General features: G+C 35.8%; 20 protein-coding genes. 18 read left to right on the top strand and 2 right to left on the bottom strand.

Annotation, left to right across the window (positions count from 1 at the left end; translation table 11 throughout):
- Window positions 1-141 precede the first annotated feature (141 nt).
- Window positions 142-765 carry a ribosome biogenesis GTP-binding protein YihA/YsxC gene (gene yihA / locus R2Q16_RS00315; RefSeq protein WP_316734459.1) on the bottom strand — a complete coding sequence of 208 codons (624 nt, stop codon included), beginning with the start codon at window positions 763-765 and terminating at the stop codon, window positions 142-144.
- Between the two features lie 167 nt (window positions 766-932).
- On the opposite strand from yihA, the gene ubiE reads away from it, so the two are divergent.
- The 14 genes from ubiE (at window position 933) to R2Q16_RS00245 (ending at window position 15,078) form a co-directional block, all read left to right on the top strand.
- Window positions 933-1,664 (top strand): bifunctional demethylmenaquinone methyltransferase/2-methoxy-6-polyprenyl-1,4-benzoquinol methylase UbiE, encoded by a 732-nt coding sequence (gene ubiE, locus R2Q16_RS00310; protein WP_316734458.1) that lies wholly within the window; start codon window positions 933-935, stop codon window positions 1,662-1,664.
- The gene (locus R2Q16_RS00305) at window positions 1,661-2,437 is read left to right on the top strand and encodes an outer membrane beta-barrel protein (RefSeq protein WP_316734457.1); all 777 of its coding nucleotides are present in this window, start codon (window positions 1,661-1,663) and stop codon (window positions 2,435-2,437) included. The genes ubiE and R2Q16_RS00305 overlap by 4 nt, the downstream gene beginning before the upstream one ends.
- A gap of 84 nt (window positions 2,438-2,521) precedes the next feature.
- Window positions 2,522-3,280 (top strand): SDR family NAD(P)-dependent oxidoreductase, encoded by a 759-nt coding sequence (locus R2Q16_RS00300; RefSeq protein WP_316734456.1) that lies wholly within the window; start codon window positions 2,522-2,524, stop codon window positions 3,278-3,280.
- 121 nt (window positions 3,281-3,401) lie between these two features.
- Window positions 3,402-3,848: a GatB/YqeY domain-containing protein gene (locus tag R2Q16_RS00295; RefSeq protein ID WP_316734455.1), complete on the top strand. Its 447-nt coding sequence runs from the start codon at window positions 3,402-3,404 to the stop codon at window positions 3,846-3,848.
- A gap of 158 nt (window positions 3,849-4,006) precedes the next feature.
- Window positions 4,007-4,771: an alpha/beta hydrolase gene (locus R2Q16_RS00290; RefSeq protein WP_316734454.1), complete on the top strand. Its 765-nt coding sequence runs from the start codon at window positions 4,007-4,009 to the stop codon at window positions 4,769-4,771.
- Window positions 4,771-5,433: a CBS domain-containing protein gene (locus R2Q16_RS00285; protein WP_316734453.1), complete on the top strand. Its 663-nt coding sequence runs from the start codon at window positions 4,771-4,773 to the stop codon at window positions 5,431-5,433. Before R2Q16_RS00290 ends, R2Q16_RS00285 begins: the two co-directional genes overlap by 1 nt.
- A 4-nt stretch (window positions 5,434-5,437) precedes the next feature.
- Window positions 5,438-6,319 carry an NAD kinase gene (locus R2Q16_RS00280; RefSeq protein WP_316734452.1) on the top strand — a complete coding sequence of 294 codons (882 nt, stop codon included), beginning with the start codon at window positions 5,438-5,440 and terminating at the stop codon, window positions 6,317-6,319.
- Window positions 6,320-6,321: 2 nt separating this feature from the next.
- A complete protein-coding gene (locus R2Q16_RS00275; protein WP_316734451.1) occupies window positions 6,322-7,113 on the top strand; it encodes a DUF6089 family protein in 792 nt (263 codons plus the stop codon).
- Window positions 7,114-7,132: 19 nt separating this feature from the next.
- Window positions 7,133-7,873, top strand: a complete 741-nt coding sequence (locus R2Q16_RS00270) for an isoprenyl transferase (RefSeq protein WP_316734450.1) — start codon at window positions 7,133-7,135, stop codon at window positions 7,871-7,873.
- A gap of 150 nt (window positions 7,874-8,023) precedes the next feature.
- Complete coding sequence (gene bamA, locus R2Q16_RS00265; RefSeq protein ID WP_316734449.1) at window positions 8,024-10,570, top strand: outer membrane protein assembly factor BamA; 2,547 nt, start codon at window positions 8,024-8,026, stop codon at window positions 10,568-10,570.
- A gap of 98 nt (window positions 10,571-10,668) precedes the next feature.
- Window positions 10,669-11,199 carry an OmpH family outer membrane protein gene (locus tag R2Q16_RS00260; RefSeq protein ID WP_316734448.1) on the top strand — a complete coding sequence of 177 codons (531 nt, stop codon included), beginning with the start codon at window positions 10,669-10,671 and terminating at the stop codon, window positions 11,197-11,199.
- Window positions 11,200-11,255: 56 nt separating this feature from the next.
- Window positions 11,256-11,834: an OmpH family outer membrane protein gene (locus tag R2Q16_RS00255; protein ID WP_316734447.1), complete on the top strand. Its 579-nt coding sequence runs from the start codon at window positions 11,256-11,258 to the stop codon at window positions 11,832-11,834.
- Window positions 11,835-12,004: 170 nt separating this feature from the next.
- Window positions 12,005-12,823, top strand: a complete 819-nt coding sequence (murI, locus tag R2Q16_RS00250; RefSeq protein ID WP_316734446.1) for a glutamate racemase — start codon at window positions 12,005-12,007, stop codon at window positions 12,821-12,823.
- 353 nt (window positions 12,824-13,176) lie between these two features.
- Window positions 13,177-15,078, top strand: coding sequence for an amidophosphoribosyltransferase (locus tag R2Q16_RS00245; RefSeq protein WP_316734445.1), 1,902 nt, complete (start codon window positions 13,177-13,179; stop codon window positions 15,076-15,078).
- 686 nt (window positions 15,079-15,764) lie between these two features.
- On the opposite strand, the gene R2Q16_RS00240 is transcribed toward R2Q16_RS00245, so the two are convergent.
- Complete coding sequence (locus R2Q16_RS00240) at window positions 15,765-16,391, bottom strand: LysE family translocator (protein WP_316734444.1); 627 nt, start codon at window positions 16,389-16,391, stop codon at window positions 15,765-15,767.
- 145 nt (window positions 16,392-16,536) lie between these two features.
- On the opposite strand from R2Q16_RS00240, the gene R2Q16_RS00235 reads away from it, so the two are divergent.
- The 4 genes from R2Q16_RS00235 to R2Q16_RS00220 all read left to right on the top strand — a co-directional run bounded on the left by R2Q16_RS00235 (window position 16,537) and on the right by R2Q16_RS00220 (window position 21,697).
- Window positions 16,537-17,970, top strand: coding sequence for an MFS transporter (locus tag R2Q16_RS00235; protein WP_316734443.1), 1,434 nt, complete (start codon window positions 16,537-16,539; stop codon window positions 17,968-17,970).
- Between the two features lie 64 nt (window positions 17,971-18,034).
- A complete protein-coding gene (locus R2Q16_RS00230) occupies window positions 18,035-18,493 on the top strand; it encodes a dCMP deaminase family protein (protein WP_316734442.1) in 459 nt (152 codons plus the stop codon).
- A 274-nt stretch (window positions 18,494-18,767) separates the two neighbouring features.
- Entirely contained in the window at window positions 18,768-20,300 is a 1,533-nt protein-coding gene (guaA, locus tag R2Q16_RS00225) for a glutamine-hydrolyzing GMP synthase (protein WP_316734441.1), read from the top strand.
- Window positions 20,301-20,479: 179 nt separating this feature from the next.
- Window positions 20,480-21,697, top strand: coding sequence for an amino acid ABC transporter substrate-binding protein (locus R2Q16_RS00220; protein WP_316734440.1), 1,218 nt, complete (start codon window positions 20,480-20,482; stop codon window positions 21,695-21,697).
- Window position 21,698 lies beyond the last annotated feature (1 nt).

Here is a 21,698-nt window from a genome sequence, read left to right as displayed (position 1 = left end):
TAGCTGCTTGATTTGTAGAATTAATTAATTGTTAAACTGCTCAATTGGTTAATTGTTGATTAGGTTATTGTTCAATTGATAATCGTTTAATTGTACAATCGCTACCCAATAAACCAATGCCTTGAACCATTGAATTAAAACTTAAAACCTTTTATAGTCAGCTGGTACAACGAAATCTTTATTTACTTCCGTGATAAAATTTAATACCTCATCTCTACCAGTTCCTTTTTCTGCCGATGTGATAAAAGTTGCCGGAATTTCTTCAAAAAAATCACCTAGCTTTTTCTTAAATGCGGTTACATTTTTTTGAGTGATGGTCATTCCTTGTTTATCGGCCTTTGTAAAAATTAGTGAGAAAGGAATTTGTTTTTCGCCCAACCAATAGCAAAATTCAATATCAATTTGCTGTGGCTCTAAACGGCTGTCTATCAAAACAAAAACGCATTGCAAGCTTTCTCTTTTGGTGATGTAGGCTCTGATGAATTTCTCCCATTTTTCTCTACTCGTTTTAGAAACTTTTGCATAGCCATAACCAGGTAAATCAACAATATACCAATTTTCATTTATTAAGAAGTGATTGATAAGTTGGGTTTTTCCTGGTCGTTGCGATGTTTTAGCCAAGCCATGATGGGTAACCAACATATTAATTAATGAAGATTTACCCACATTCGAACGCCCGATAAAAGCATACTCAGGCATAAGTGGAGCCGGCAATGCCGAAATTTGGGTGTTGCTGCAAACAAAAGTTGCGGTTTTAATAATCATAAAGCAAAGGTATGGTTTTGAGTCGGAAGTCCGAAGACCGAAGTCTATAGTCAAAAACGATTAATCTTGTTGAAATGTAAAATTGAGTTTTACGTAAGTTTATACGCCTAAGACTTCTATCTCCTGGCTTCTGACTCCCGACTTTTTCTCTATCTTTGCCACATATCATGAATCAGAATATAACTCCATACCAAGCAGAAGATGCAACTAAAAAAGAGCAGGTTGCAAGCATGTTTAATAACATTTCAGGCACTTACGATTTTTTAAATCATTTTTTATCTTTAGGTATTGATGTTTTGTGGCGCAAGAAAGCGATAAAGGAACTGGTATCTATCCATCCGAGGATTGTACTTGATGTAGCTACCGGAACAGGAGATTTTGCCTTTGAAGCAATCAAGAAGCTTCAGCCAGAAAAGGTTATTGGTGTCGATATCTCTGAAGGTATGCTTGAAGTTGCCAAAAAGAAAATTAACGAACGCAGCCTAAACGAGGTTTTCTCTGTTCAGGTTGGCGATTCAGAGGGTTTGCATTTTAATGATGATACTTTCGATGCGATAACCTGTGCGTACGGTGTGCGCAATTTTGAGCACCTGGAAAAAGGATTGCAGGACATGTTTAGGGTTTTAAAACCCGGTGGTAAAATGGTTATTCTAGAATTTTCTAAACCTCGTGTCTTTCCAATTAAACAATTATATAGTTTCTATTTTAAGCAGGTTACACCGTTTTTTGGCAAGTTGTTTTCAAAAGATGCAAGAGCTTATACTTATTTGCCAGAATCTGTAGCAGCATTTCCTGATGGTAAAGATTTTACTAATTTGATGGAAAAAGTAGGTTTCAAAAGTACCAAACAAAGAATTTTAACGTTTGGAATAAGTTCGATATATACCGGTACTAAATGATAAAAAAAGTAAGCTTAATCATCTCCTTCTTAATGGTGGCGTTTACTACTTTTGCCCAAAATTGGGGTGGGGGTGTAGATGATGAAGACTTACATTTTGGTTTCAGCTTTCAATATATTTCAGCAGAATACAAAATCTTAAAAAAGGCTAACTGGCGTGATGTTTACTTAGATCCGCAAGATGGAAGACAGCTCACTATGCCAATGACTGCCATTTCAAGTCCACCATCGGTGGGTTTTGGATTAGGTTTTGTTGTGAATAAAAGAATTTCAGAGAACTTTGATTTGCGTTCTACGCCATCCTTAATTTTTAGTGATAGGGTTATAAGGTACGAATATGAACCTGGTCCAGCCATTCCGGAGCCTGTTAATACATCGGTTTCACCTCCAGCTTTTCAAACGGTTATCGAGAAGAAAGTTCAGGCTACTATGTTTGAAATTCCGCTTACGCTTAAAATTAAATCTAATCGTCTAAATAATTTTAGGGCATATTGGATTGGCGGTGCAAAATATTCAATGGATATTGCCTCTAAAAAGAAAACCTTTGATGAGGGCGAAATCCCTTTGAATAAGCTTCTAAAAAACAAAAGGAACTATTTATCTTACGAAACCGGAATTGGTTTTGATTTATATTTCGAGTATTTCAAAATGTCGCCAGAGATAAAAGTATCTTATTCGTTGAATGATTTGTTGCAACATGACAATACGGCTTTTGCTAATCCATTAGATAAAACCAAGTTGCGCCATTTTACATTCAGCTTGTTTTTTGAGTAGTTAAGCATTTCAAAAAAAACTTACCTTTGCTGCCATGGTTTAAGCAATATTTAAATTATTGCTTGTTCGAAATTCATAAAAAAAATGTCTAAAATAGCTTTAATTACAGGCGCAACTTCTGGTATCGGCAAGGCTAGCGCACATATTTTTGCCCAAAATGGTTACAACCTTATTTTGGTGGCACGTCGTGAGGAACGATTAAGTAATATAGCACATCATCTGGAAGATAAGTATGCAATTACAGTAAAGCAAATTGTTGCCGATGTTCGGGATAAAAATGCCATTACTAATTTACTGGAAGTTCTACCAACTGATTGGAAAAAAGTTGATGTTTTGGTTAATAACGCTGGTTTAAGTCAAGGTTTAGATCCAGTTGATAAAGGCAATACCGATGATTGGGATAATATGATTGATACCAATGTGAAAGGTTTATTGTACGTTACCAAAGTAGTTTCAAACTGGATGGTTACAAATAAATCTGGTCATATCGTAAACATTGGTTCTATCGCGGGATTAGAAGTTTATCCAAACGGAAACGTTTATTGCGCAAGTAAACATGCAGTTGATGCCTTGACAAAAGCCATGCGCATCGATTTATTGCAACACGAAATTAAGGTAACTTCTATCAATCCAGGAGCCGTAGAAACTGAATTTTCTGTAGTTCGCTTTAAAGGTGATGAAGAAAGGGCAAAAAAGGTTTATGAGAATTTTGAACCTTTAATAGCAGATGATATTGCTGATGCAATTTGGTATGTAGTTAGCAGACCGAAGCATGTAAATATAAATGATATGTTAATTATGCCTAGCGCACAAGCAACGGCAACATTAATAAATAGAAAATAGGTTAACTGTTAAACTGATTAGGCTAATTGTTCAGGCTGGTTAACTGAACAATTAATCATTTAGACAAAAATACCATGCAATTAATCAATTTAAACGAATAACCGATTTAACACCTAATAAGATGATATCAAATACAATTGATCAAGAAATAAAAAAAGCCATGTTGGCTAAAAATGATGCACAATTAAGAGGTTTAAGAGCGATAAAGGCTGCTTTGCTTTTGGCTAAAACTGAGAAAGGTGCAACAGAAGAAATTACTGAAGAAACGGAACTGAAAATTCTTCAAAAACTCATTAAACAGCGTCGTGAATCTGCAGATATTTACAAGCAACAAAATCGTGAAGATTTATACAAAGTAGAGGAAGAAGAAATCGAGGTTATAAATCAGTTTTTACCTAAACAATTAGATAGAACTGAAGTCGCTGTTATTATAGCAGATGTTATCAAACAATCTGGTGCTACATCAGTTAAGGATATGGGGAAAGTTATGGGTTTAGCAAATAAAGCACTTGCTGGCAAAGCCGATGGTAAGTTAATTGCTGAAATTGTTAAAGAAAAATTAGCTTAGGTTTAAAGCAATAAGTTGAAAGCGAAAACAAAAAATGCTTTTTGATGTCTGAAAGGCAATTTTTGAACCGTTTTTGATTTTATTTCAGAAAAATGGCATATAAATGCCAAAATATGAATTTACTCTACTAACTTAGTAACACAATACCATCAATTAATATGAACTACCAAGTAATAGAAGAAGAAGGATTTAAATATATAGAAGCCGGAAAAGGTGAGACATTGGTGTTGCTGCATGGTTTGATGGGCGAATTGAGCAATTGGGAGCCTGTTTTAGATCAATTTAAAGATAGATACCACGTTGTTGTACCAATTTTGCCAATTTATGATTTGCCGATTTTAACTCTAGGCGTTAAGGCTTTATCAAGATACGTGCACCGATTCTTAAAGTTTAAAAATTTAAGTCAGGTTGTATTGGTTGGTAATTCGTTAGGCGGCCATGTTGGCTTGGTTTTTACAGTTGCACACCAGGAATTTGTAAAAGCTTTAGTGTTAACCGGAAGTTCTGGTCTTTACGAAAATGCTTTCGGCGGTTCTTTTCCCCGCAGAGAGAGCTACGATTATATTAAAGAAAAGGTAGAGTTTACATTTTACGATCCGGCAACGGCGACTAAAGAACTGGTGGATGATGTTTTCAAAACTGTTAACGACCGTTCAAGAGTGCTTAGAATTTTAACGATGGCTAAATCGGCTATTCGTCATAACATGGCTAAGGAATTAACCAAAATCACTATACCAGTTTCATTAATTTGGGGCAAGAATGATAAGGTTACGCCACCTGAAGTTGCAGAAGAATTTCATCAGTTATTACCCAACTCAGAATTAAACTGGGTTGATAAATGCGGACATGCACCAATGATGGAGCATCCGGAAATATTTAATTCATTTTTACAGAAATTTTTAGATAGGATATTACTTAAATAATGTTTGCAGAGGAAATCATATCGAATGCTATACTTCCATTAAAAACTGACGATACAGTGCAGAAAGCTTTAGAACGCATGAATGAGTTCAAGCTTAATCATATGCCTGTAGTTACCGATAATCAGTTTTTAGGATTGCTAGCGGAAGATGATTTGCTTGAAATAAGAAACACAGAAACATCAATTAAAGATGCGTCCCTTAATCTTTTAAATGCTTTTGTTTTTTCTAATGCGCATGTATATGATGTAATTAAACTACTTAACTCGCTGAAGTTAACGGCTATTCCCGTTTTAGATGCTCAAAAAAACTATGTTGGGGTAATTCCTATATCGAGTATGGTTAATGCAGTTGCAGAAATCTATGCGGTTAACGAACCCGGAGGTATCATAGTTCTTGAAATCAGCAACAGAGATAATTCTTTGGCACATATATCTCAGATAGTTGAGGCCGATAATGCACAGATATTATCTTCTTATGTTAGTTCGTTTGAAAATTCTACCCGGTTAGAAGTAACGTTAAAAGTTAATAAAACCGAAATCACTTCTTTAGTCGCTTCTTTTGAGCGTTATGACTATCAAGTTAAAGAAGTTTATAATAATACTCAAGTTGATGATGGTTCTCAAGAACGCTACGATTCTTTTATGAACTATTTAAACGTTTAATTTTATGAGAATCGCAATATATGGCAGGGATTTTAACGATACTGTTTTGCCTTACGTACAGGAAGTTTTTAATCATTTAGAAAGCCATAATATACAGCCAGTTCTTCATTATAAATTTAAGAATTCGCTTCACGGCAAAATTAAATTGCCTGCCAATACAGTAACCTTTCATAACCACAAAGAGCTAAAAGAACTCGCCGATGTTTTGCTAAGTTTAGGCGGCGATGGTACATTACTTGATACGCTTTCTTTAATTCGCAACTCTGGTATTCCAGTTATCGGGATTAATTTTGGCAGGTTAGGGTTTTTGGCAAGTATCAATAAAACCGAAATAGAATCGGCTTTAAAAGCTTTGATAAATGGCGAATACACTTTGGATGAACGTTCACTTTTGCTGCTCGAATCTGAAAATGGATTGTTCGGCGAAGAAAACTTTGCCCTGAATGATATTACGATTCATCGTCGTGATAATTCAGCAATGATGATTATTCATGCAAAGATGAATAACGAATACATTAACTCTTATTGGGCTGACGGATTAATTATTGCAACACCAACCGGTTCTACGGCATATTCTCTAAGCTGCGGTGGACCAATTATTTATCCTGATTCAAGAAATTTTGTAGTTACACCAATTGCGCCACATAATCTTAACGTCAGGCCTGTCGTTCTACCTGATAGCAGTTCCTTATCATTTGAGGTTGAGGCCAGAGAATCTAAGTTCTTGGTTTCTTGCGATAGCCGAACGGTAACTGTAGAACGCTCAGTAAAAATATCCATAAAAAAAGCCGATTTTTGCGTAAATCTTATACGCCTTAACAATGAAACTTATTTAAACACGTTAAGGAATAAATTATTATGGGGCATTGATACCCGTAACTATTAAGTATGACGCTAAACCGACTAAGCTTTTTCATCCTTTTTATATTTTTCGCCAACCTTGCAAAGGCGCAATACTTTGCAACATGGGAAATTGGTTTGCAGGCTGGAGGGGCTGGTTATATTGGCGATCTGAACCAAAATAATCCGGTTCAAATTAGTGGCATAAATGGCGGCCTTTTAGTAAAGCGTAATTTTAATGCTTACCTCGGTTTAAAGGCGATTTATAATTATGGCCAAATCAGGGCCAATGATGCCAACTCAAGCAACGAACAATTTGTAGAACGTAACCTTAGTTTTAAAACAACATTAAATGAAGGTGCTGCAATACTCGATTTCAATTTTTTTGATTATTCAATAAACGGTGGGAATAGAAGATTTACACCTTATTTGTATGCAGGCGTTGGTTTTGTGAATTTTAAGCCAAGTATAAAATATGATGGCGAGAAATATAGATTGGATTATCTTGCAACAGAAGGACAGCCTAACGGATATAAAAACACCGTTTTAACAATTCCTTATGGTGGTGGTATAAAATATAATTACAAAGATACCTGGAGTATATTTACAGAGCTTGGTTACCGTACCGCATTTACCGATTATCTGGATGATGTTAGTGGTGTTTACCCTGTAAATCAGGTTTCGGTTGGTAATCCACCACTAAATTTAAGCGATCCATCTCTGCATCAAACGGGTGTACCTGGAACACAAAGAGGAGATTTTAGAAAAAGGGACACTTATCTATTTGTTAGTGTTGGCATATCTTTTACCTTTGTATCCTCAAAATGCTATTCCTTTTAAGCTGATTTTGACATAATTAATGGGATTTAAAGAACAAATAGATTATAATCGCCTGCCAAAACACATCGCCGTAATCATGGATGGTAACGGTAGATGGGCAAAAGGCCAAGGTAAAATGCGGGTTTTCGGTCATGAACATGGCGTTTTATCTGTTAAAGATATTGTAGAAGGTTGTGTGGAAGTTGGTATTGAATACTTAACACTTTATGCATTTTCTACCGAGAATTGGAATCGCCCAAAAGAGGAGGTTGATGCTTTGATGCAAATTCTTATTTCTACCATCAATAAGGAAACCGAAACCTTAAACAAAAATAACATCAAGTTAAACGCAATTGGTAATATCGAATCGCTTCCACAAGAATGTATTAATGATTTGAAAGAGGCGATGGATAAAACAGCGCATAACGAAAAGTGTACTTTAACACTTGCATTAAGCTACAGCGCAAAATGGGAAATTGTTAATGCTGCCAAGAAAATTGCTGAGGCTGTAAAAAACAATTCGATAGAGGTTAATGATATTGATGAAAACCTATTTTCTGCTCAATTAACCACTGTAAATATTCCTGATCCTGAGTTGATGATTAGAACCAGTGGAGAGCATCGCATCAGTAATTATTTGCTTTGGCAAATGGCTTATACTGAGTTTTATTTTACTGATGTTTTATGGCCAGATTTCAGAAGAGAAAATCTTTTTGAAGCCATTGTAGATTATCAAAAACGCGAACGTCGTTTCGGTAAAATTAGTGAACAATTAAACTAATTTTTCTTTTAACACTTTTTAACAAGGGTTTAAATTAACTTAGCCCCAATTTATACGATAAATGTAATCACGCAGAAAGCATAAAAGAAAAGCAATTTTGCTTTGCAAAAACTTTAACTTTTGGTGGTCATTACTGAACAAATTATTTTAATGAAAAGAATATTTCAAGTTTTAGTCCTGTTATTTTTAGCCGCTCCGGCCTTTGCTCAAATACGTCCGCAAACTCAGGCTCCCGTAACCCCAACATTAAAGGTTGGTAACCTGGATTTAGATTATTTCAGCCCAAAGGAATATATTATTGGCGGTACAAAAATTATCGGTACTGAATATTTGGATAAAGAGGTTTTAATCACATTATCTAAATTAACCAAAGGTGATAAAGTTGTATTACCTGGCGAAGCTACTGCCGATGCAATTAAAACGCTTTGGGCGCAAGGTTTGTTTGATGATGTTAAAATAAACATAGAAAAATTTGTTCAGGATTCTGTTTTCTTTGAAATCGAAGTTGTAGAGCGTCCCCGTTTAAGTTCTATCGAGTTGAAAGGTGTTCGTAAATCTGAAAGAACAGCTATTCAAGAAAAATTAAATGATAAAACGGGCAAAATCGTAAATGATAACTTATACAATACTACTTCGGCAATTGCTAAGAAGTATTTATTGGATAAAGGTTTCTTCTTCACTAAAATCAATTATTCTACACGTAAAGATCCTAATGCCGATAACAGTGTAATTCTTGTAGCTGATATTGACAAAGGGAGCAGGGTAAAAGTTCAGCATATTGATTTTACCGGAAATAAGGATTTTAAAGCTGCTAAGCTTCGTAAATACCTTAAAAATCCTAAGCAATTTGCCTGGTGGCGTTTCTGGGGTTCGGGTAAATTCAGTAAAGAGAAATACGAGGAGAATAAGCTTAAAATGATAGCCAAGTTACACGAAAAAGGCTATCGTGATGCTGAGCTTTTAAAGGATAGCATTTATCAACATAACAGCAAAAAGGTTAACATTAAAATGGATATTTACGAAGGTAAAAAATACTATTTTGGTAATGTAACCTGGGCTGGAAATGCGATTTATAACACTGATGTTTTAAACAGAGTGCTATCTATCGAAAAAGGTGACGTATTTAGTGAAGATAAATTAGATAAGAAAATTAACGGTGGTGGCGAAAACGGTGGCGATATTAATAGTTTATATACGGATAATGGTTATTTAACTTTTAACATCGACCCGGTTCAAACTAAAATTTATGGTGATACTGTTGATGTGGAAATGCGTATTTACGAAGGACCGCAGTACACCAATAACCGCATCACGTTAAAAGGAAATACAATTACAAACGATAAAGTTGTTTTACGTGAGATTCGTACTAAGCCGGGACAAAAGTTCAGCAAAAGTGATTTAATTCGTACTGTTCGTGAGATTGGTCAGTTAGGGAACTTTGATGAGCAAAAAACGGTTCCTACACCTCGCCCTAATCCTGCAGATGGAACGGTAGATATTGAATATGCTGTTGAAGAAAAACCTTCCGATCAAATTGAGTTATCAGGTGGTTTTGGTGGTGGCCGTATTATCGGTACATTAGGTTTAACCTTTAATAACTTCTCGTTAAGAAATCTATTTAATTTAAAAGCTTACAAACCATTACCAAAAGGAGATGGACAGAAATTAAGCTTACGTGGACAAACGAATGGTAAATTTTACCAATCTTACAGTTTCTCTTTCTCTCAACCTTGGTTTGGTGGTGAAAAGCCAGTTAGTTTTGGTGTAAGTGCTTTTACTTCATTACAGTCTAGCGGTATTGGCGATTCGAGCAATCCTAACTACTTTAAAATTCGTTTAAACGGTGTTACCGTAAGTTTGGGTAGAAGATTAAACTGGCCTGATAACTATTTCCAGTTAAGCCATGCGGTTAGTTTACAACAATACGTGCTTCAAAATTACCCAGGATTCTTGTTTAGCACAGGTACATCTTATAACTTAAACTTATCACAAGAAATAAGCCGCGATTCAAGGGATTCGCCTATTTATCCATTGTCGGGTTCATTCATCCGTTTTACGGTTCAGGCAACGCCACCATATTCATTATTTAATGGTGTAAACTATGCAACAGCATCTGATAAAACCAGATATAGATTTACCGAGTATCACAAATGGAAATTCGATTCGCAGTTTTATCAAAGAGTTGGTGGTCAGTTTGTAATTAAAGCACAAGCCCAATTCGGTTTCTTAGGTCAATACACCGGTGCAACAGGTCAATCTGCATTTGAGCGTTTCAAATTAGGTGGTGATGGTATGCAAGGTTTCGACTTCTTACAAGGTTCTGAAATTATTGCGATGCGTGGTTATGCTAACAATGCGGTTATTCCTAATGGTTCAAATGTTAATCAGGCGCAAACATCAGGAAGTCCGATTTATACTAAATATGTAATTGAGGCTCGTTATCCGGTAATTAAAAGCCAACAAGCAACTGCATTTGTTTTAGCCTTTGCTGAGGGTGGTAATACCTGGAATAGATTTGGTGATTTCAATCCGTTTAACATCAGAAGATCTGTTGGTGTGGGTGCTCGTATCTTTTTACCAATCTTTGGTTTATTGGGTATAGATTATGGTCATGCATTTGATACTATACCTGGTATCTCAGATGGTGGTAAGCAAGCCTTCACGTTTAGTATCGCACAACAATTAGGTGGATTTTAATTGTTATTGATTAAAAAAATAATTAATTATGCAATAAAACATTATTAGTTGAGTTTATACAAGGCTTAGCTTTAATAAAAACATAAACACACACACAAATGAAAAAGTATTTTTTAATTGCATTTTTACTTTGCACAACTTTTGGCGCTTTTGCCCAAAAGTTTGCTTATGTAGATACGGAGTATATCCTAAAGCATATGCCCGAATACAAATCGGCGTTGAGCCAAATGGAAGTCGCATCTAAACAATGGCAGCAGCAAGTTGACCAGAATTTTAGTGAAATCGACAGGATGTATAAAGCTTATCAGGCTGATCAGGTTTTATTAACTGATGATATGCGCAAACGCAGAGAGAACGAAATTATTGAAAAGGAAAAAGCTGCAAAGGAATTTCAGCGTCAAAAGTTTGGTCCTGATGGCGAATTGTTCCAAAGCCGTGTAAAATTAATTAAACCTATTCAGGATAAAGTTGCTGATGTAATTAAACAAATCGCAAAGGCTAAGTTCTTAGATTTCATCTTTGATAAAAGCAGCGAAGCTACAATGATGATTTATGCAAGTAGCAGTTACGATGTTAGTAACGATGTAATTGTAAAATTAGGTTACAAACCAGGGGCTGTAAAAAATTAGTATATTCGCCCTGAAAAATTAGGAAAAACAAATAAAAAAATAAAAGTAAAACAGAAATGAGAAAGTTAATTAACGTATTCTTTGTAGCAGCAGGTTTATTGTTTACAGCGAATATGGCAAATGCACAGCAAAAGATTGGTCACGTAAATTCAGGAGAGGTATTTGCAAACTTGCCTGAGTCTAAAACAGCTCAAACTACTTTAGAAAACTTAAGTAAAACTAAGCAAGCTGAAATCGATGTGATGATTAAAGAATATCAATCGAAATTAACTGCAGCACAAGCTAAAGAAAAAACTCGTAGCGAGGCTAACAAAGAAACAGTTGATAAAGAATTACAAGCAGCTGCAACTGAGTTACAAGATTTACAAAAACGTATTGGTGATACTCAAACTAAAGCTCAACAAGATTTAGGTACTAAACAAGGTGAGTTAATGCAACCAATTAGCACTAAAGTTGCTAACGCAGTAAATGCTGTAGCAAAAGAAAAAGGCTTAGCTTACGTTTTTGATACTGAAAATGGTCAAGGTGGTAACAACCTAATTTTCTGGGATGGTGGCGAAGATATCACTGCTGCTGTAAAAACGAAATTAGGCATTACCGCAACTGCAGCAAAACCAGCAGCACCGAAAAAATAATTCAATAGCTTGAAGCCGTAAGTCTTCATACTTATTTAAAAAATATGAAACGGAATTAAGTTTAACTTAGTTCCGTTTTTTATTTTTAAGATTATTTAAAACTAAATGGCTAAATTGTTTTATTGCTGTATTGTTGGCAATGAAACAATTTAGTAATAAAACAATAAACTATGTTACAATCATCACCCATAGGTATTTTCGATTCTGGATATGGAGGATTAACGGTTTTCCGTTCTATTGCGGAGAAATTGCCGGATTACGATTATATTTATTTAGGTGATAATGCCCGTTCACCTTACGGCGATCATTCTTTTGAAACCATTTACCGTTATACTTTAGAATGTGTAGAGTGGTTGTTCGCACAGGGTTGTAAATTGGTTATTTTGGCTTGTAATACGGCATCAGCAAAAGCGTTAAGAAGCATCCAGCAAAAAGATTTACCTTCAAAGTATCCCGATAGGCGAGTGCTCGGTGTAATCAGGCCAACTGCTGAAGTAATTGGTAATTACACAACAAGTAAAAACGTTGGGGTTATGGGTACAAGGGGCACAGTAAATTCAGCATCGTATTTGCTGGAAATCAATAAGTTTTTCCCTGAAGTTAAGGTTTATCAACAAGCCTGCCCGATGTGGGTTCCATTAATTGAAAATAACGAGCATTTGCAAGCAGGAGCCGATTTTTTTATTGAGGAATATACGGATGCTTTGATGGCGCAATCTGCTGATATAGATTGCATATTATTGGCCTGCACGCATTACCCCTTGTTAATGCCTAAACTGCGTACAAGCTTTCCAGATTATATTAATATTTTAACACAAGGTGAAATTGTTGCGAATAGCCTTGCAGATTATTTAAACAGGCATCCGGAAATTGAGCAGGAACTTGGTAGAAAGAAACAACGCCTTTTTTATACCAGTGGAGATTGTGATGTATTTAATCAGAACGCATCGATATTTTTCGGCGAAGAACTGCAATCCGCCAAGATGTAGACATTATGCTCGCATAGTTTATGCCTATTACATGCAATCATCATGCCTTATGGGTGCAATATCGGTGCGATGTAGGTGGGCTTATTATGCTATATAACTTAGATATTTGTTCATATGGAGGGCATCAAAAATCTATGTATTTTTGTTGTTGAAACACCAATCGAGGGGCTAATTATTTGTTTTAAAATTCCCGCCTGCACGGGAATGACGGTTATTCAAAGTGAGTAAATTTGAGACGGCAGATTGAAAAAAGTTAGACTGGTTCCAAATTAACTCCATTGTGACAAAAGAAAACACTTTTGTTTAGGTTGTGAGTATTTAAAAGGATAACTTTGCGGCTTCAAACCCACACAATGAGTGATCAGATAAAACACGAATGCGGAATCGCTTTTATTCGCCTGTTAAAACCACTTTCTTACTACCAGCAAAAGTACGGTACAGCACTTTACGGCCTTAACAAATTATATCTTTTAATGGAAAAACAGCATAACCGAGGCCAGGATGGCGCAGGTATAGCAACCATTAAACTGGATATGAAACCAGGCAGTAGGTACATCAGCCGATATCGGAGCATGGCTTCGAATGCGGTTGCAGATATTTTTGAATATGTACAAAACAAATTTGTTGATATTCAGGAAAATACACCCGAACTAATGCAGGATACAGAGTGGCTCAAAAACAACGTTAGCTTTATTGGCGAGGTGTTATTGGGCCATTTGCGTTATGGTACGCATGGTAAAAACAGTATCGAAAATTGCCATCCTTTTTTAAGGCAAAACAACTGGATGACACGTAACCTTGTTATTGCAGGTAATTTCAACATGACTAATGTTGATGAATTATTAGAGCAATTGTACGAGTTAGGTCAGCATCCAAAAGAAAAAGCAGATACGGTTACGGTTTTAGAAAAAATCGGTCACTTTCTTGATGATGAAAACCAAGATCTTTTTGATAAATATAAAAAAGAAGGACACGATAACGTAGCCATCACACATAAAATTTCTGATAATTTAGATGTAGCAAATATTCTTCGTCGCTCGGCTAAAACCTGGGATGGCGGTTATTCTATTTGCGGAATGGTTGGTAATGGCGATTCATTTATCATGAGAGATCCTGCTGGTATTCGTCCGGCTTATTATTATTATGATGATGAGATTGTTGTAGCTGCTTCTGAAAGACCAGCTTTACAAACGGCATTTAATATTCAATTTAAAGATGTTAAGGAAATTGATCCTGGACATGCTCTAATTATCAAGAAAAATGGCGAAGTAAGCATGGAGCAATTCCGTGAACCTACTGAGCGATTGTCATGTTCTTTTGAGCGAATTTACTTCTCAAAAGGTAGTGATGTAGAAATTTACCGCGAACGTAAACAACTTGGTCGTTTATTGAGTGACAAAATTCTTCAAGCCGTAAATTACGATTTAAAAAATACAGTGTTTTCTTTCATACCAAACACAGCAGAAGTTGCCTTTTTTGGTATGGTAGATGGTGTTCAGCAATATGTTCGTAGGCACCAAAAAGATATTCTCTTACATAAAAAAGAAGAATTATCAGATGAGCAGCTTGAAGAATTATTATCATTAGCGCCAAGGGTTGAAAAACTTGCAGTTAAAGATGTAAAGCTTCGTACGTTTATTACGCAAGATGCAGATAGAAGCGAAATGGTTGCCCATGTTTATGATACTACTTACGGCATTATTAATAACCATAAAGATACTTTAGTTGCACTTGATGATTCTATTGTACGTGGTACTACATTAAAGCAAAGTATTATCAAAATTGTAGACAGGTTACATCCTAAGAAAATCATTATTGTTTCATCGGCTCCTCAAATCCGTTATCCGGATTGTTATGGTATAGATATGAGCAGGATGGGGCAGTTTGTGGCTTTTGATGCGGCAATACAATTACTAACTGAACGTGGTATGTGGCAGATTATTGAAGATGTTTACGCAAAATGTAAAGCTTCGTTGTTGTTGCCTAAAGAAGAAATTGTAAACCATGTAAAAGAAATCTATAAGCCTTTTACACCTGAAGAAATTTCGGCTAAAATTGCGCAAATTATTACACCAAAAGGTACGGTTGCTGAGGTTGAGGTTATTTACCAAAGCTTGGAAAACTTGCATGAGGCTTGTCCGAAAAATAAAGGCGATTGGTATTTCTCTGGTAATTACCCGACACCTGGTGGTAATAAGGTTGTAAATAAGGCTTTTATTAATTGGAAAGAAGGGAATAATCAAAGGGCTTATTAAGTTAGTTTTATAAGTAATTTAAAAGGGTGAAAACGAGAGTTTTCACCCTTTTTTGTAGCCTCGATTTCGGTACTTTTCCGTCATTTTTGCTATTCTGGATGTTAGCGAAGCGCATCTTGAAGAGTTGGTAACCTCTTTATTTGAACTTCATACTGTTTTTTTTGTCCTGGCCGGACGGGCTCTTTCTTTTTGATGTCAAAAAGAAACAAAAAACACCGGCTTAAAATTTTTGTTTCAAAGTTCGTGGTTGGGGTTGGACAATGCATTCCCAAAAATTTATTAGGCCGGATTTAAGTAGAACGGAGATTTGTTGCTTGGGCTTAGCTGGTTGGCGATATTAATTCCAGAGAACTATTGGCTAAGCTAAACTTACGAAGTCTTTAAGCAACTTCAATAAAAGACTTCGTAAGTTTACTCTGCACCTTTAGCTTTTAAATCTCTCCTAATGGCGCCATACTTTAGTTAAATAGCCCCGACAAAGTGGAAAGCCCGGAATGTAGCGCAGCGAAATGAGGACTTGAAGCGATGGCGGGATTATCGGAACTGATTAGCACAGGTTTTGCGCTTCAAAAAAAAAATGAAATATTGCTTCAAATAATTTCCGTCAACCGCCATAGTATCTCGCGTTAACGCAACTTTAAGTATTCTCTAGAAATCAAAGGTATAAAATTACGTTTGTGAAAGTTTTATGCGTAAAACTGGATGTAAGTTTTGTACATCAGCCAAACGGCGAAGAAGATGATGATAACTCCGGCAATTTTATTCAATTTTTTAAGTGCATCTTCTTTTATTCTATAACGGAGTTTGCTGGAATAAAAACTTTTTGCGCCATCAATTGCTAGTTGCGTAGACATGGCAATAAAAAAGCAAACTAACTTTTCGTTAAGCATGTTATTTAGTTTTACCGAAATAATACCGCTTACGATTATCCAAAACATTAAGGTTGAGGGGGTAAGGATGCACATTAAAAAACCCTTTAAAACATAGCCACGTTTGCTTACTTTTTGAAGTGTTGAATTATCATACTGAACAGTAATTTTTGAAATCAGGTAGTATATACCAACAGCAAGGAGAAAAGCCCCACCAATTGTACCAATATATTTATCGAAATCTTCCTTATAATCGAAAAACTGACTGCCGAAAAGTACAATGGAAATTAAAATAACATCACTTATAATGACACCAACAGCTAAAGAAAAACCAGCTTTAAAGCCCTTTTCGATACTGGTTTTAATCATTGCAAAAAATACCGGCCCTGTTAAAAACGATGAAATTATCCCTGCCCCTATACCTAACAATATGGCTTCAAACATGCATTCTGTTGTTTATGAATATGCGAATATGCAATTTATAGCTTAACAAATCAACTTTAATTTTGTTACAGGTACTTGTTCCAAAATAGCCGTTTTTTAATTTTTTTTTAATTATGTTTAGCCCCACTAAAACTAAATTTAAAAAATGAGCAAAGAACAAGTACAAACGAAGTGGGGGCAGTTTATACCCTTAGTTACCGTTTTCTTTTTTTGGGGCTTCGTAGCCGCCAGTAACGATATTTTAATACCCGTTTTCAAAAAAGCTTTCGATTTATCTCAAGCTGAAAGTCAGTTGGTTTCATTGGCATTTTATATTGCTTACACAGTTGGAGCATTAATTTATAATGGTATTTCTGTGTTAATGAAACAAGATATTGTTAATAAATTAGGTTATAAAAATTCATTGGCTTTAGGCCTGGTTATTTCTGCCGTTGGTACTTTATTGTTTTATCCTGCGGCAAATACGGGGTCATTTCCACTAATGCTTTCAGGTTTATTCATTGTAGCCTTGGGTTTTTCACTGCAACAAACTGTTGCTAATCCTTTAGCAATTGCACTAGGTCCAATTAATACAGGTTCACAGCGGTTAACTTTAGCGGGTGGTATTAATAACTTTGGTACTACTATCGGTCCCCTTATTGTAAGTTTTGCAATTTTCGGTTCGGCTGCGAATGCAAGTTCTGATATCAGTATTGAAAGTGTGAAAGTTCCTTACCTTATTTTAGGTGTAGCTTTCATCGCTGTTGCTATTTTCTTAAAATTATCTTCTTTGCCAGATAGACCAGCATTAGTAGAATCTACAACTGAAGAAAGTTCTTCTGGAGGTTCTGCTTTAAAATACCCTCAGTTGGTTTTAGGGATGATTGCAATCTTCGTTTATGTAGGTGTAGAGGTTTCGACAGCGAGTAACTTACCTGCTTACATGGAAAAAGATTTGGGCTTTGCTCTACATGATATTGCACCATACATTTCTCTTTATTGGGCAAGCATGATGATTGGTAGATGGACGGGTGCGGTTGAAGCTTTTACGGATAATGTTAGTACACAAAAGGTTTTAAGGTTTATTGCGCCTTATTTAGCATTTGGAATTTTCCTTGCTGTAAACGCAATTGCCGACCATGATTTAGCGCCTTTTTACGTTTATGGATTAATTATTTTGGTGTTAATCATTGCTGATATGGCAAGTAAAGGTAATCCTGCAAGAATGTTATTAATCTTCTCTGCAATTGGAATTTTAGCCTTATTAATTGGAATGTTCACCACCGGAATGGTAAGTGTTTACGCGATAACAAGTGTTGGTTTATTCTGCAGTACATTATGGCCTTGTATTTTTACCTTGGCAGTTAGTGGCTTAGGTAAACACACCAGTCAGGGTAGTAGTTTCTTAATTATGATGATTATGGGTGGCGGTATTATTAGCTGGCTTCAGGGTGCAGTTTCAGAATTCACTGGAATTCAATACAGCTATATTGTTGGTATTATCTGTTTTGCTTATTTAGCTTTCTATGCTTGGAAAGTAAGCGGAATTTTAAGGTCGCAAGGAATTAGTTTTGATAAAAAACTTTCTGGCGGTCATTAAAATATAATAAACTATTTTTGCAGCCACAGAAGCGTAAGCTTTTGTGGCTTTTTTAATTTTAAGCATGACTGAAAAACCAAGTTTCGATTCGATATTTATGAATCTAGCTACTGAACTGGCTTCACGCTCGCATTGCGTACGTGCCCATGTTGGTGCAGTTTTAACAAAAGATACCCGTATAATTTCTATTGGTTATAATGGTCCGCCGGCGGGTACGCACAATTGCGATGAGGAATGGCCAGAACATGGTTGTGCAAGAGATAGTAAAGGAAGTTGTTCTCTAGCCTTACACGCTGAAGAAAATGCAATTCTTTATGCATCGAAAAATGGTTCAAAAATAGAAGGTTGTACGTTGTACACTACTTTATCACCTTGCATCGCTTGTGCAAGGTTAATCTTATCTTCCGGAATAAAACTGGTTTATTATTCAAAATCTTATGCCGCCTATAAAGGTTTGCCAAGCGATGAAGGTGTAGATTTTTTAAGGAAGTTTGGAGTAGAGGTGAGGTTGATAGAATCATAGGTTAATTGTTTGAATTGCTAAATTGTTGAATTGCTTATTGGTCATTAGTTAATTGTTGAAATTGCTAAATTGTTGAATTGCTTATTGGTTATTAGTTCATTGGCCATTAGTTAATTGATGAATTGCTAAATTGTTGAATGGCTTATTAGTCATTTGTTCGTTGGTTATTTGGTTAATTGTTGGTCTTCGACTACGCTCAGACTGATAACGAAAACGAGCGGCGAGAAATGGAAAAAACAATTTAACAATTCCCTTTCTTTGCATATCTTTGCGGATGCAAGAAAAAATCATTATCGTCGATTTTGGTTCGCAGTTTACACAACTCATAGCCCGTAGAGTTCGCGAACTAAATATTTACTGTGAAATATATCCATTCAATAATCTTCCTGAAATTAATATCACTGATGTAAAAGGTGTTATCTTCTCTGGAAGTCCCTTTTCTGTTCGTCAGGAAGATGCACCACAGGTAGATTTAACCCAGTTTCATCTAAAGTTTCCGTTGTTAGCCGTTTGTTATGGCGCTCAATACATTGCGCAACAATCTGGTGGCGATGTACAGGCTTCTTCTACAAGAGAATATGGTCGTGCAAATTTGAGTTTTGTAAATCAAGAGAATAAATTATTCAAAGGTATAAACATTGATTCTCAGGTTTGGATGAGCCATGGTGATACCATTACTCAAATGCCAGAAAATGCTGAATTAATTGCAAGTACAGAAAGCGTTAAAGTTGCCGCTTATCACATTAAAGATTCTGATACTTATGCGATTCAATTCCATCCTGAAGTTACGCACAGTATCGATGGTAAAGTTCTATTAGAAAATTTCTTAGTAGATATTTGCGGATGTAGCCAAGATTGGACTTCTGCAGCATTTATCGATACAACTATTGCAGAATTACAGCAAACCTTAGGTAACGATAAAGTTGTTTTAGGTTTATCTGGCGGTGTTGATAGTAGCGTAGCTGCGGTTTTATTGCATAAAGCTATTGGCGCAAACTTACATTGTATTTTTGTTGATAATGGTTTATTGCGTAAGGATGAATACAGTCAGGTACTTGAGCAATACAAGCATATGGGCTTAAATATTAAAGGTATTGATGCTAAAGACCGTTTTTTGAGTCAACTTGCCGGATTAACCGACCCAGAATTAAAACGTAAAGCTATTGGTCGTGTTTTTATTGAAGTTTTTGATGATGCAGCGCATGAAGTTACGGGTGTAAACTGGTTAGGTCAGGGAACAATTTATCCTGATGTAATTGAATCAATTTCTGTTAACGGTCCTTCGGCTACTATTAAATCACACCATAATGTAGGTGGCTTGCCAGATTTTATGAAATTGAAAGTTGTTGAGCCCTTGAAAACTTTGTTTAAAGATGAGGTTCGCCGAGTTGGTAAGGCTTTAGGTATTGATGATTTAATATTGGCTCGCCATCCTTTCCCAGGACCAGGTTTGGGTATCCGTATTTTAGGTGAAGTTACAGCAGAAAAAGTAGCCATACTACAAGAAGCAGATGCAATCTACATGCATGAGTTAAAAGCAGCTGGATTATATGATAAAATCTGGCAAGCGGGTTCAATTTTCTTGCCTGTGCAGTCTGTTGGTGTAATGGGCGACGAGCGTACTTATGAAAATGTAATTGCGCTTCGTGCGGTAGAATCTGTTGATGGTATGACGGCTGATTGGTGCCATTTACCGTATCCGGTTTTGGCTAAAATTTCTAACGAAATCATTAATAAAGTAAAAGGCATCAACAGGGTTGTTTATGATATTAGTTCGAAACCGCCTGCAACTATTGAGTGGGAATAGAATTTAGTAGTTAGTTGTCAGCGGCTAGTTGTCAGTTAATAGTGATCGGTTAATCTCAATCATTTTGATGTACTGAAAACAAGTATTCGATTCGAGTGTTCAGTTTAAACTGAATTAAATGTATATTATGCTAGCAAGGTGGAATAAGCTTTGCTGGCATATTTTGTTAAAATATAATTATGGTTTTAAAATTTAGGTATTGCTTGTTGGTCTGTTTTGTCGCTGTACTGGCATCGTGTTCTCCAAAAATACGATCGACAAAAACGGAGGCAGAAAAAAAGACAGACCAGGAAAAAACGCCTGAAAAAAAGACCATAAAAAAACTTTCTACTGCAAATATTTCATTGCTTGTTCCTTTTAATCTTGATAATGTTAAGTTAAAATCAATGAGCAAGGCTGATGTAGAAAAGTACGCCATGCCGATTGATTTTTATCAGGGTTTTAAAATGGGCGTAGATTCTATAGCGTCATCTGGATTAAACTTTAACCTTGGTGTTTACGATACGCAGGATGATAATGCACACATCGGCACAATTTTTAAAAATGAGCAGTTTAGAAAAAGCAATCTAGTTGTTGGTCCTGTTTTTCCGGAGGGAATAAAATACATTACCAATTACTCAAAGCTTAATAATGTTAATATTGTTTCGCCTTTAGCGGCTTCTCAGCCATCAGATTTTAACAACCCAAACCTGATATCTGTTGTAAATAATATCGATTTACACGCTAAGAAAATTGCGACTTACATCAGCAAAAACTCAAATCCTGCAAATACGATTGTGGTTATCATCAATACTAAAAAAACGGAAGATGAAGCTTTTGCAGCTCCAATTCGTAATTATTTCCAGACTTTACAAGGAAACAAGTTTGTTGTTCAAGAATATGCATCTGCTTTTGCCTTTGAAACCAAAATGATTAAGGGTAAGCAATATGCTGTTGTTGTTACTTCTTCGGACCGTGCTTTCGTATTGCCGACAATTGAAAAATTATATAAGCTTAAAAATCTGCCTGGTGGCGGTTATGCGATCAATCTTTTTGGTCAGCCGCTTTGGAGTAAGCAAAATTACCCGACAGATAAATTGCAGAACATGAATACCATCATTAGTTCTTCTTATAAAATTGATTATAAAAGTTCGAATGTGATTAACTTCATCAAAAGATACAGGGCTAAATATGGCTTTGAGCCCGGCGAATATGCATTTAAAGGATTTGATATTGGTTATTATTTCAGTAAACTGCTTTCAAATTATGGAGAAGATTACCTGGAATACTTAACTAAAGAAAAATACAAGGGTTTGCATAACAATTTCTCTTTTATTCACGATACCCAAAATGGTTACATCAATACCAGTTTAATGTTGTTGCGTTATAAAAACTTTGCTTTAGATGTTGTTGAATAGA

Origin of the sequence: Pedobacter aquatilis, assembly GCF_032678425.1 — a bacterium.
Lineage (GTDB): Bacteria > Bacteroidota > Bacteroidia > Sphingobacteriales > Sphingobacteriaceae > Pedobacter > Pedobacter aquatilis_B.
Note: the sequence above shows the minus strand (reverse complement) of the source record. Positions and strands in the feature narration are given on the sequence as shown.

Bases quoted from the DNA above. Each gene is read 5' to 3' on its own strand.
- yihA (WP_316734459.1), bottom strand. From the start codon at position 765: ATGATTATTAAAACCGCAACTTTTGTTTGCAGCAACACCCAAATTTCG.
- ubiE (WP_316734458.1), top strand. From the start codon at position 933: ATGAATCAGAATATAACTCCATACCAAGCAGAAGATGCAACTAAAAAA.
- R2Q16_RS00305 (WP_316734457.1), top strand. From the start codon at position 1,661: ATGATAAAAAAAGTAAGCTTAATCATCTCCTTCTTAATGGTGGCGTTT.
- R2Q16_RS00300 (WP_316734456.1), top strand. From the start codon at position 2,522: ATGTCTAAAATAGCTTTAATTACAGGCGCAACTTCTGGTATCGGCAAG.
- R2Q16_RS00295 (WP_316734455.1), top strand. From the start codon at position 3,402: ATGATATCAAATACAATTGATCAAGAAATAAAAAAAGCCATGTTGGCT.
- R2Q16_RS00290 (WP_316734454.1), top strand. From the start codon at position 4,007: ATGAACTACCAAGTAATAGAAGAAGAAGGATTTAAATATATAGAAGCC.
- R2Q16_RS00285 (WP_316734453.1), top strand. From the start codon at position 4,771: ATGTTTGCAGAGGAAATCATATCGAATGCTATACTTCCATTAAAAACT.
- R2Q16_RS00280 (WP_316734452.1), top strand. From the start codon at position 5,438: ATGAGAATCGCAATATATGGCAGGGATTTTAACGATACTGTTTTGCCT.
- R2Q16_RS00275 (WP_316734451.1), top strand. From the start codon at position 6,322: ATGACGCTAAACCGACTAAGCTTTTTCATCCTTTTTATATTTTTCGCC.
- R2Q16_RS00270 (WP_316734450.1), top strand. From the start codon at position 7,133: ATGGGATTTAAAGAACAAATAGATTATAATCGCCTGCCAAAACACATC.
- bamA (WP_316734449.1), top strand. From the start codon at position 8,024: ATGAAAAGAATATTTCAAGTTTTAGTCCTGTTATTTTTAGCCGCTCCG.
- R2Q16_RS00260 (WP_316734448.1), top strand. From the start codon at position 10,669: ATGAAAAAGTATTTTTTAATTGCATTTTTACTTTGCACAACTTTTGGC.
- R2Q16_RS00255 (WP_316734447.1), top strand. From the start codon at position 11,256: ATGAGAAAGTTAATTAACGTATTCTTTGTAGCAGCAGGTTTATTGTTT.
- murI (WP_316734446.1), top strand. From the start codon at position 12,005: ATGTTACAATCATCACCCATAGGTATTTTCGATTCTGGATATGGAGGA.
- R2Q16_RS00245 (WP_316734445.1), top strand. From the start codon at position 13,177: ATGAGTGATCAGATAAAACACGAATGCGGAATCGCTTTTATTCGCCTG.
- R2Q16_RS00240 (WP_316734444.1), bottom strand. From the start codon at position 16,391: ATGTTTGAAGCCATATTGTTAGGTATAGGGGCAGGGATAATTTCATCG.
- R2Q16_RS00235 (WP_316734443.1), top strand. From the start codon at position 16,537: ATGAGCAAAGAACAAGTACAAACGAAGTGGGGGCAGTTTATACCCTTA.
- R2Q16_RS00230 (WP_316734442.1), top strand. From the start codon at position 18,035: ATGACTGAAAAACCAAGTTTCGATTCGATATTTATGAATCTAGCTACT.
- guaA (WP_316734441.1), top strand. From the start codon at position 18,768: ATGCAAGAAAAAATCATTATCGTCGATTTTGGTTCGCAGTTTACACAA.
- R2Q16_RS00220 (WP_316734440.1), top strand. From the start codon at position 20,480: ATGGTTTTAAAATTTAGGTATTGCTTGTTGGTCTGTTTTGTCGCTGTA.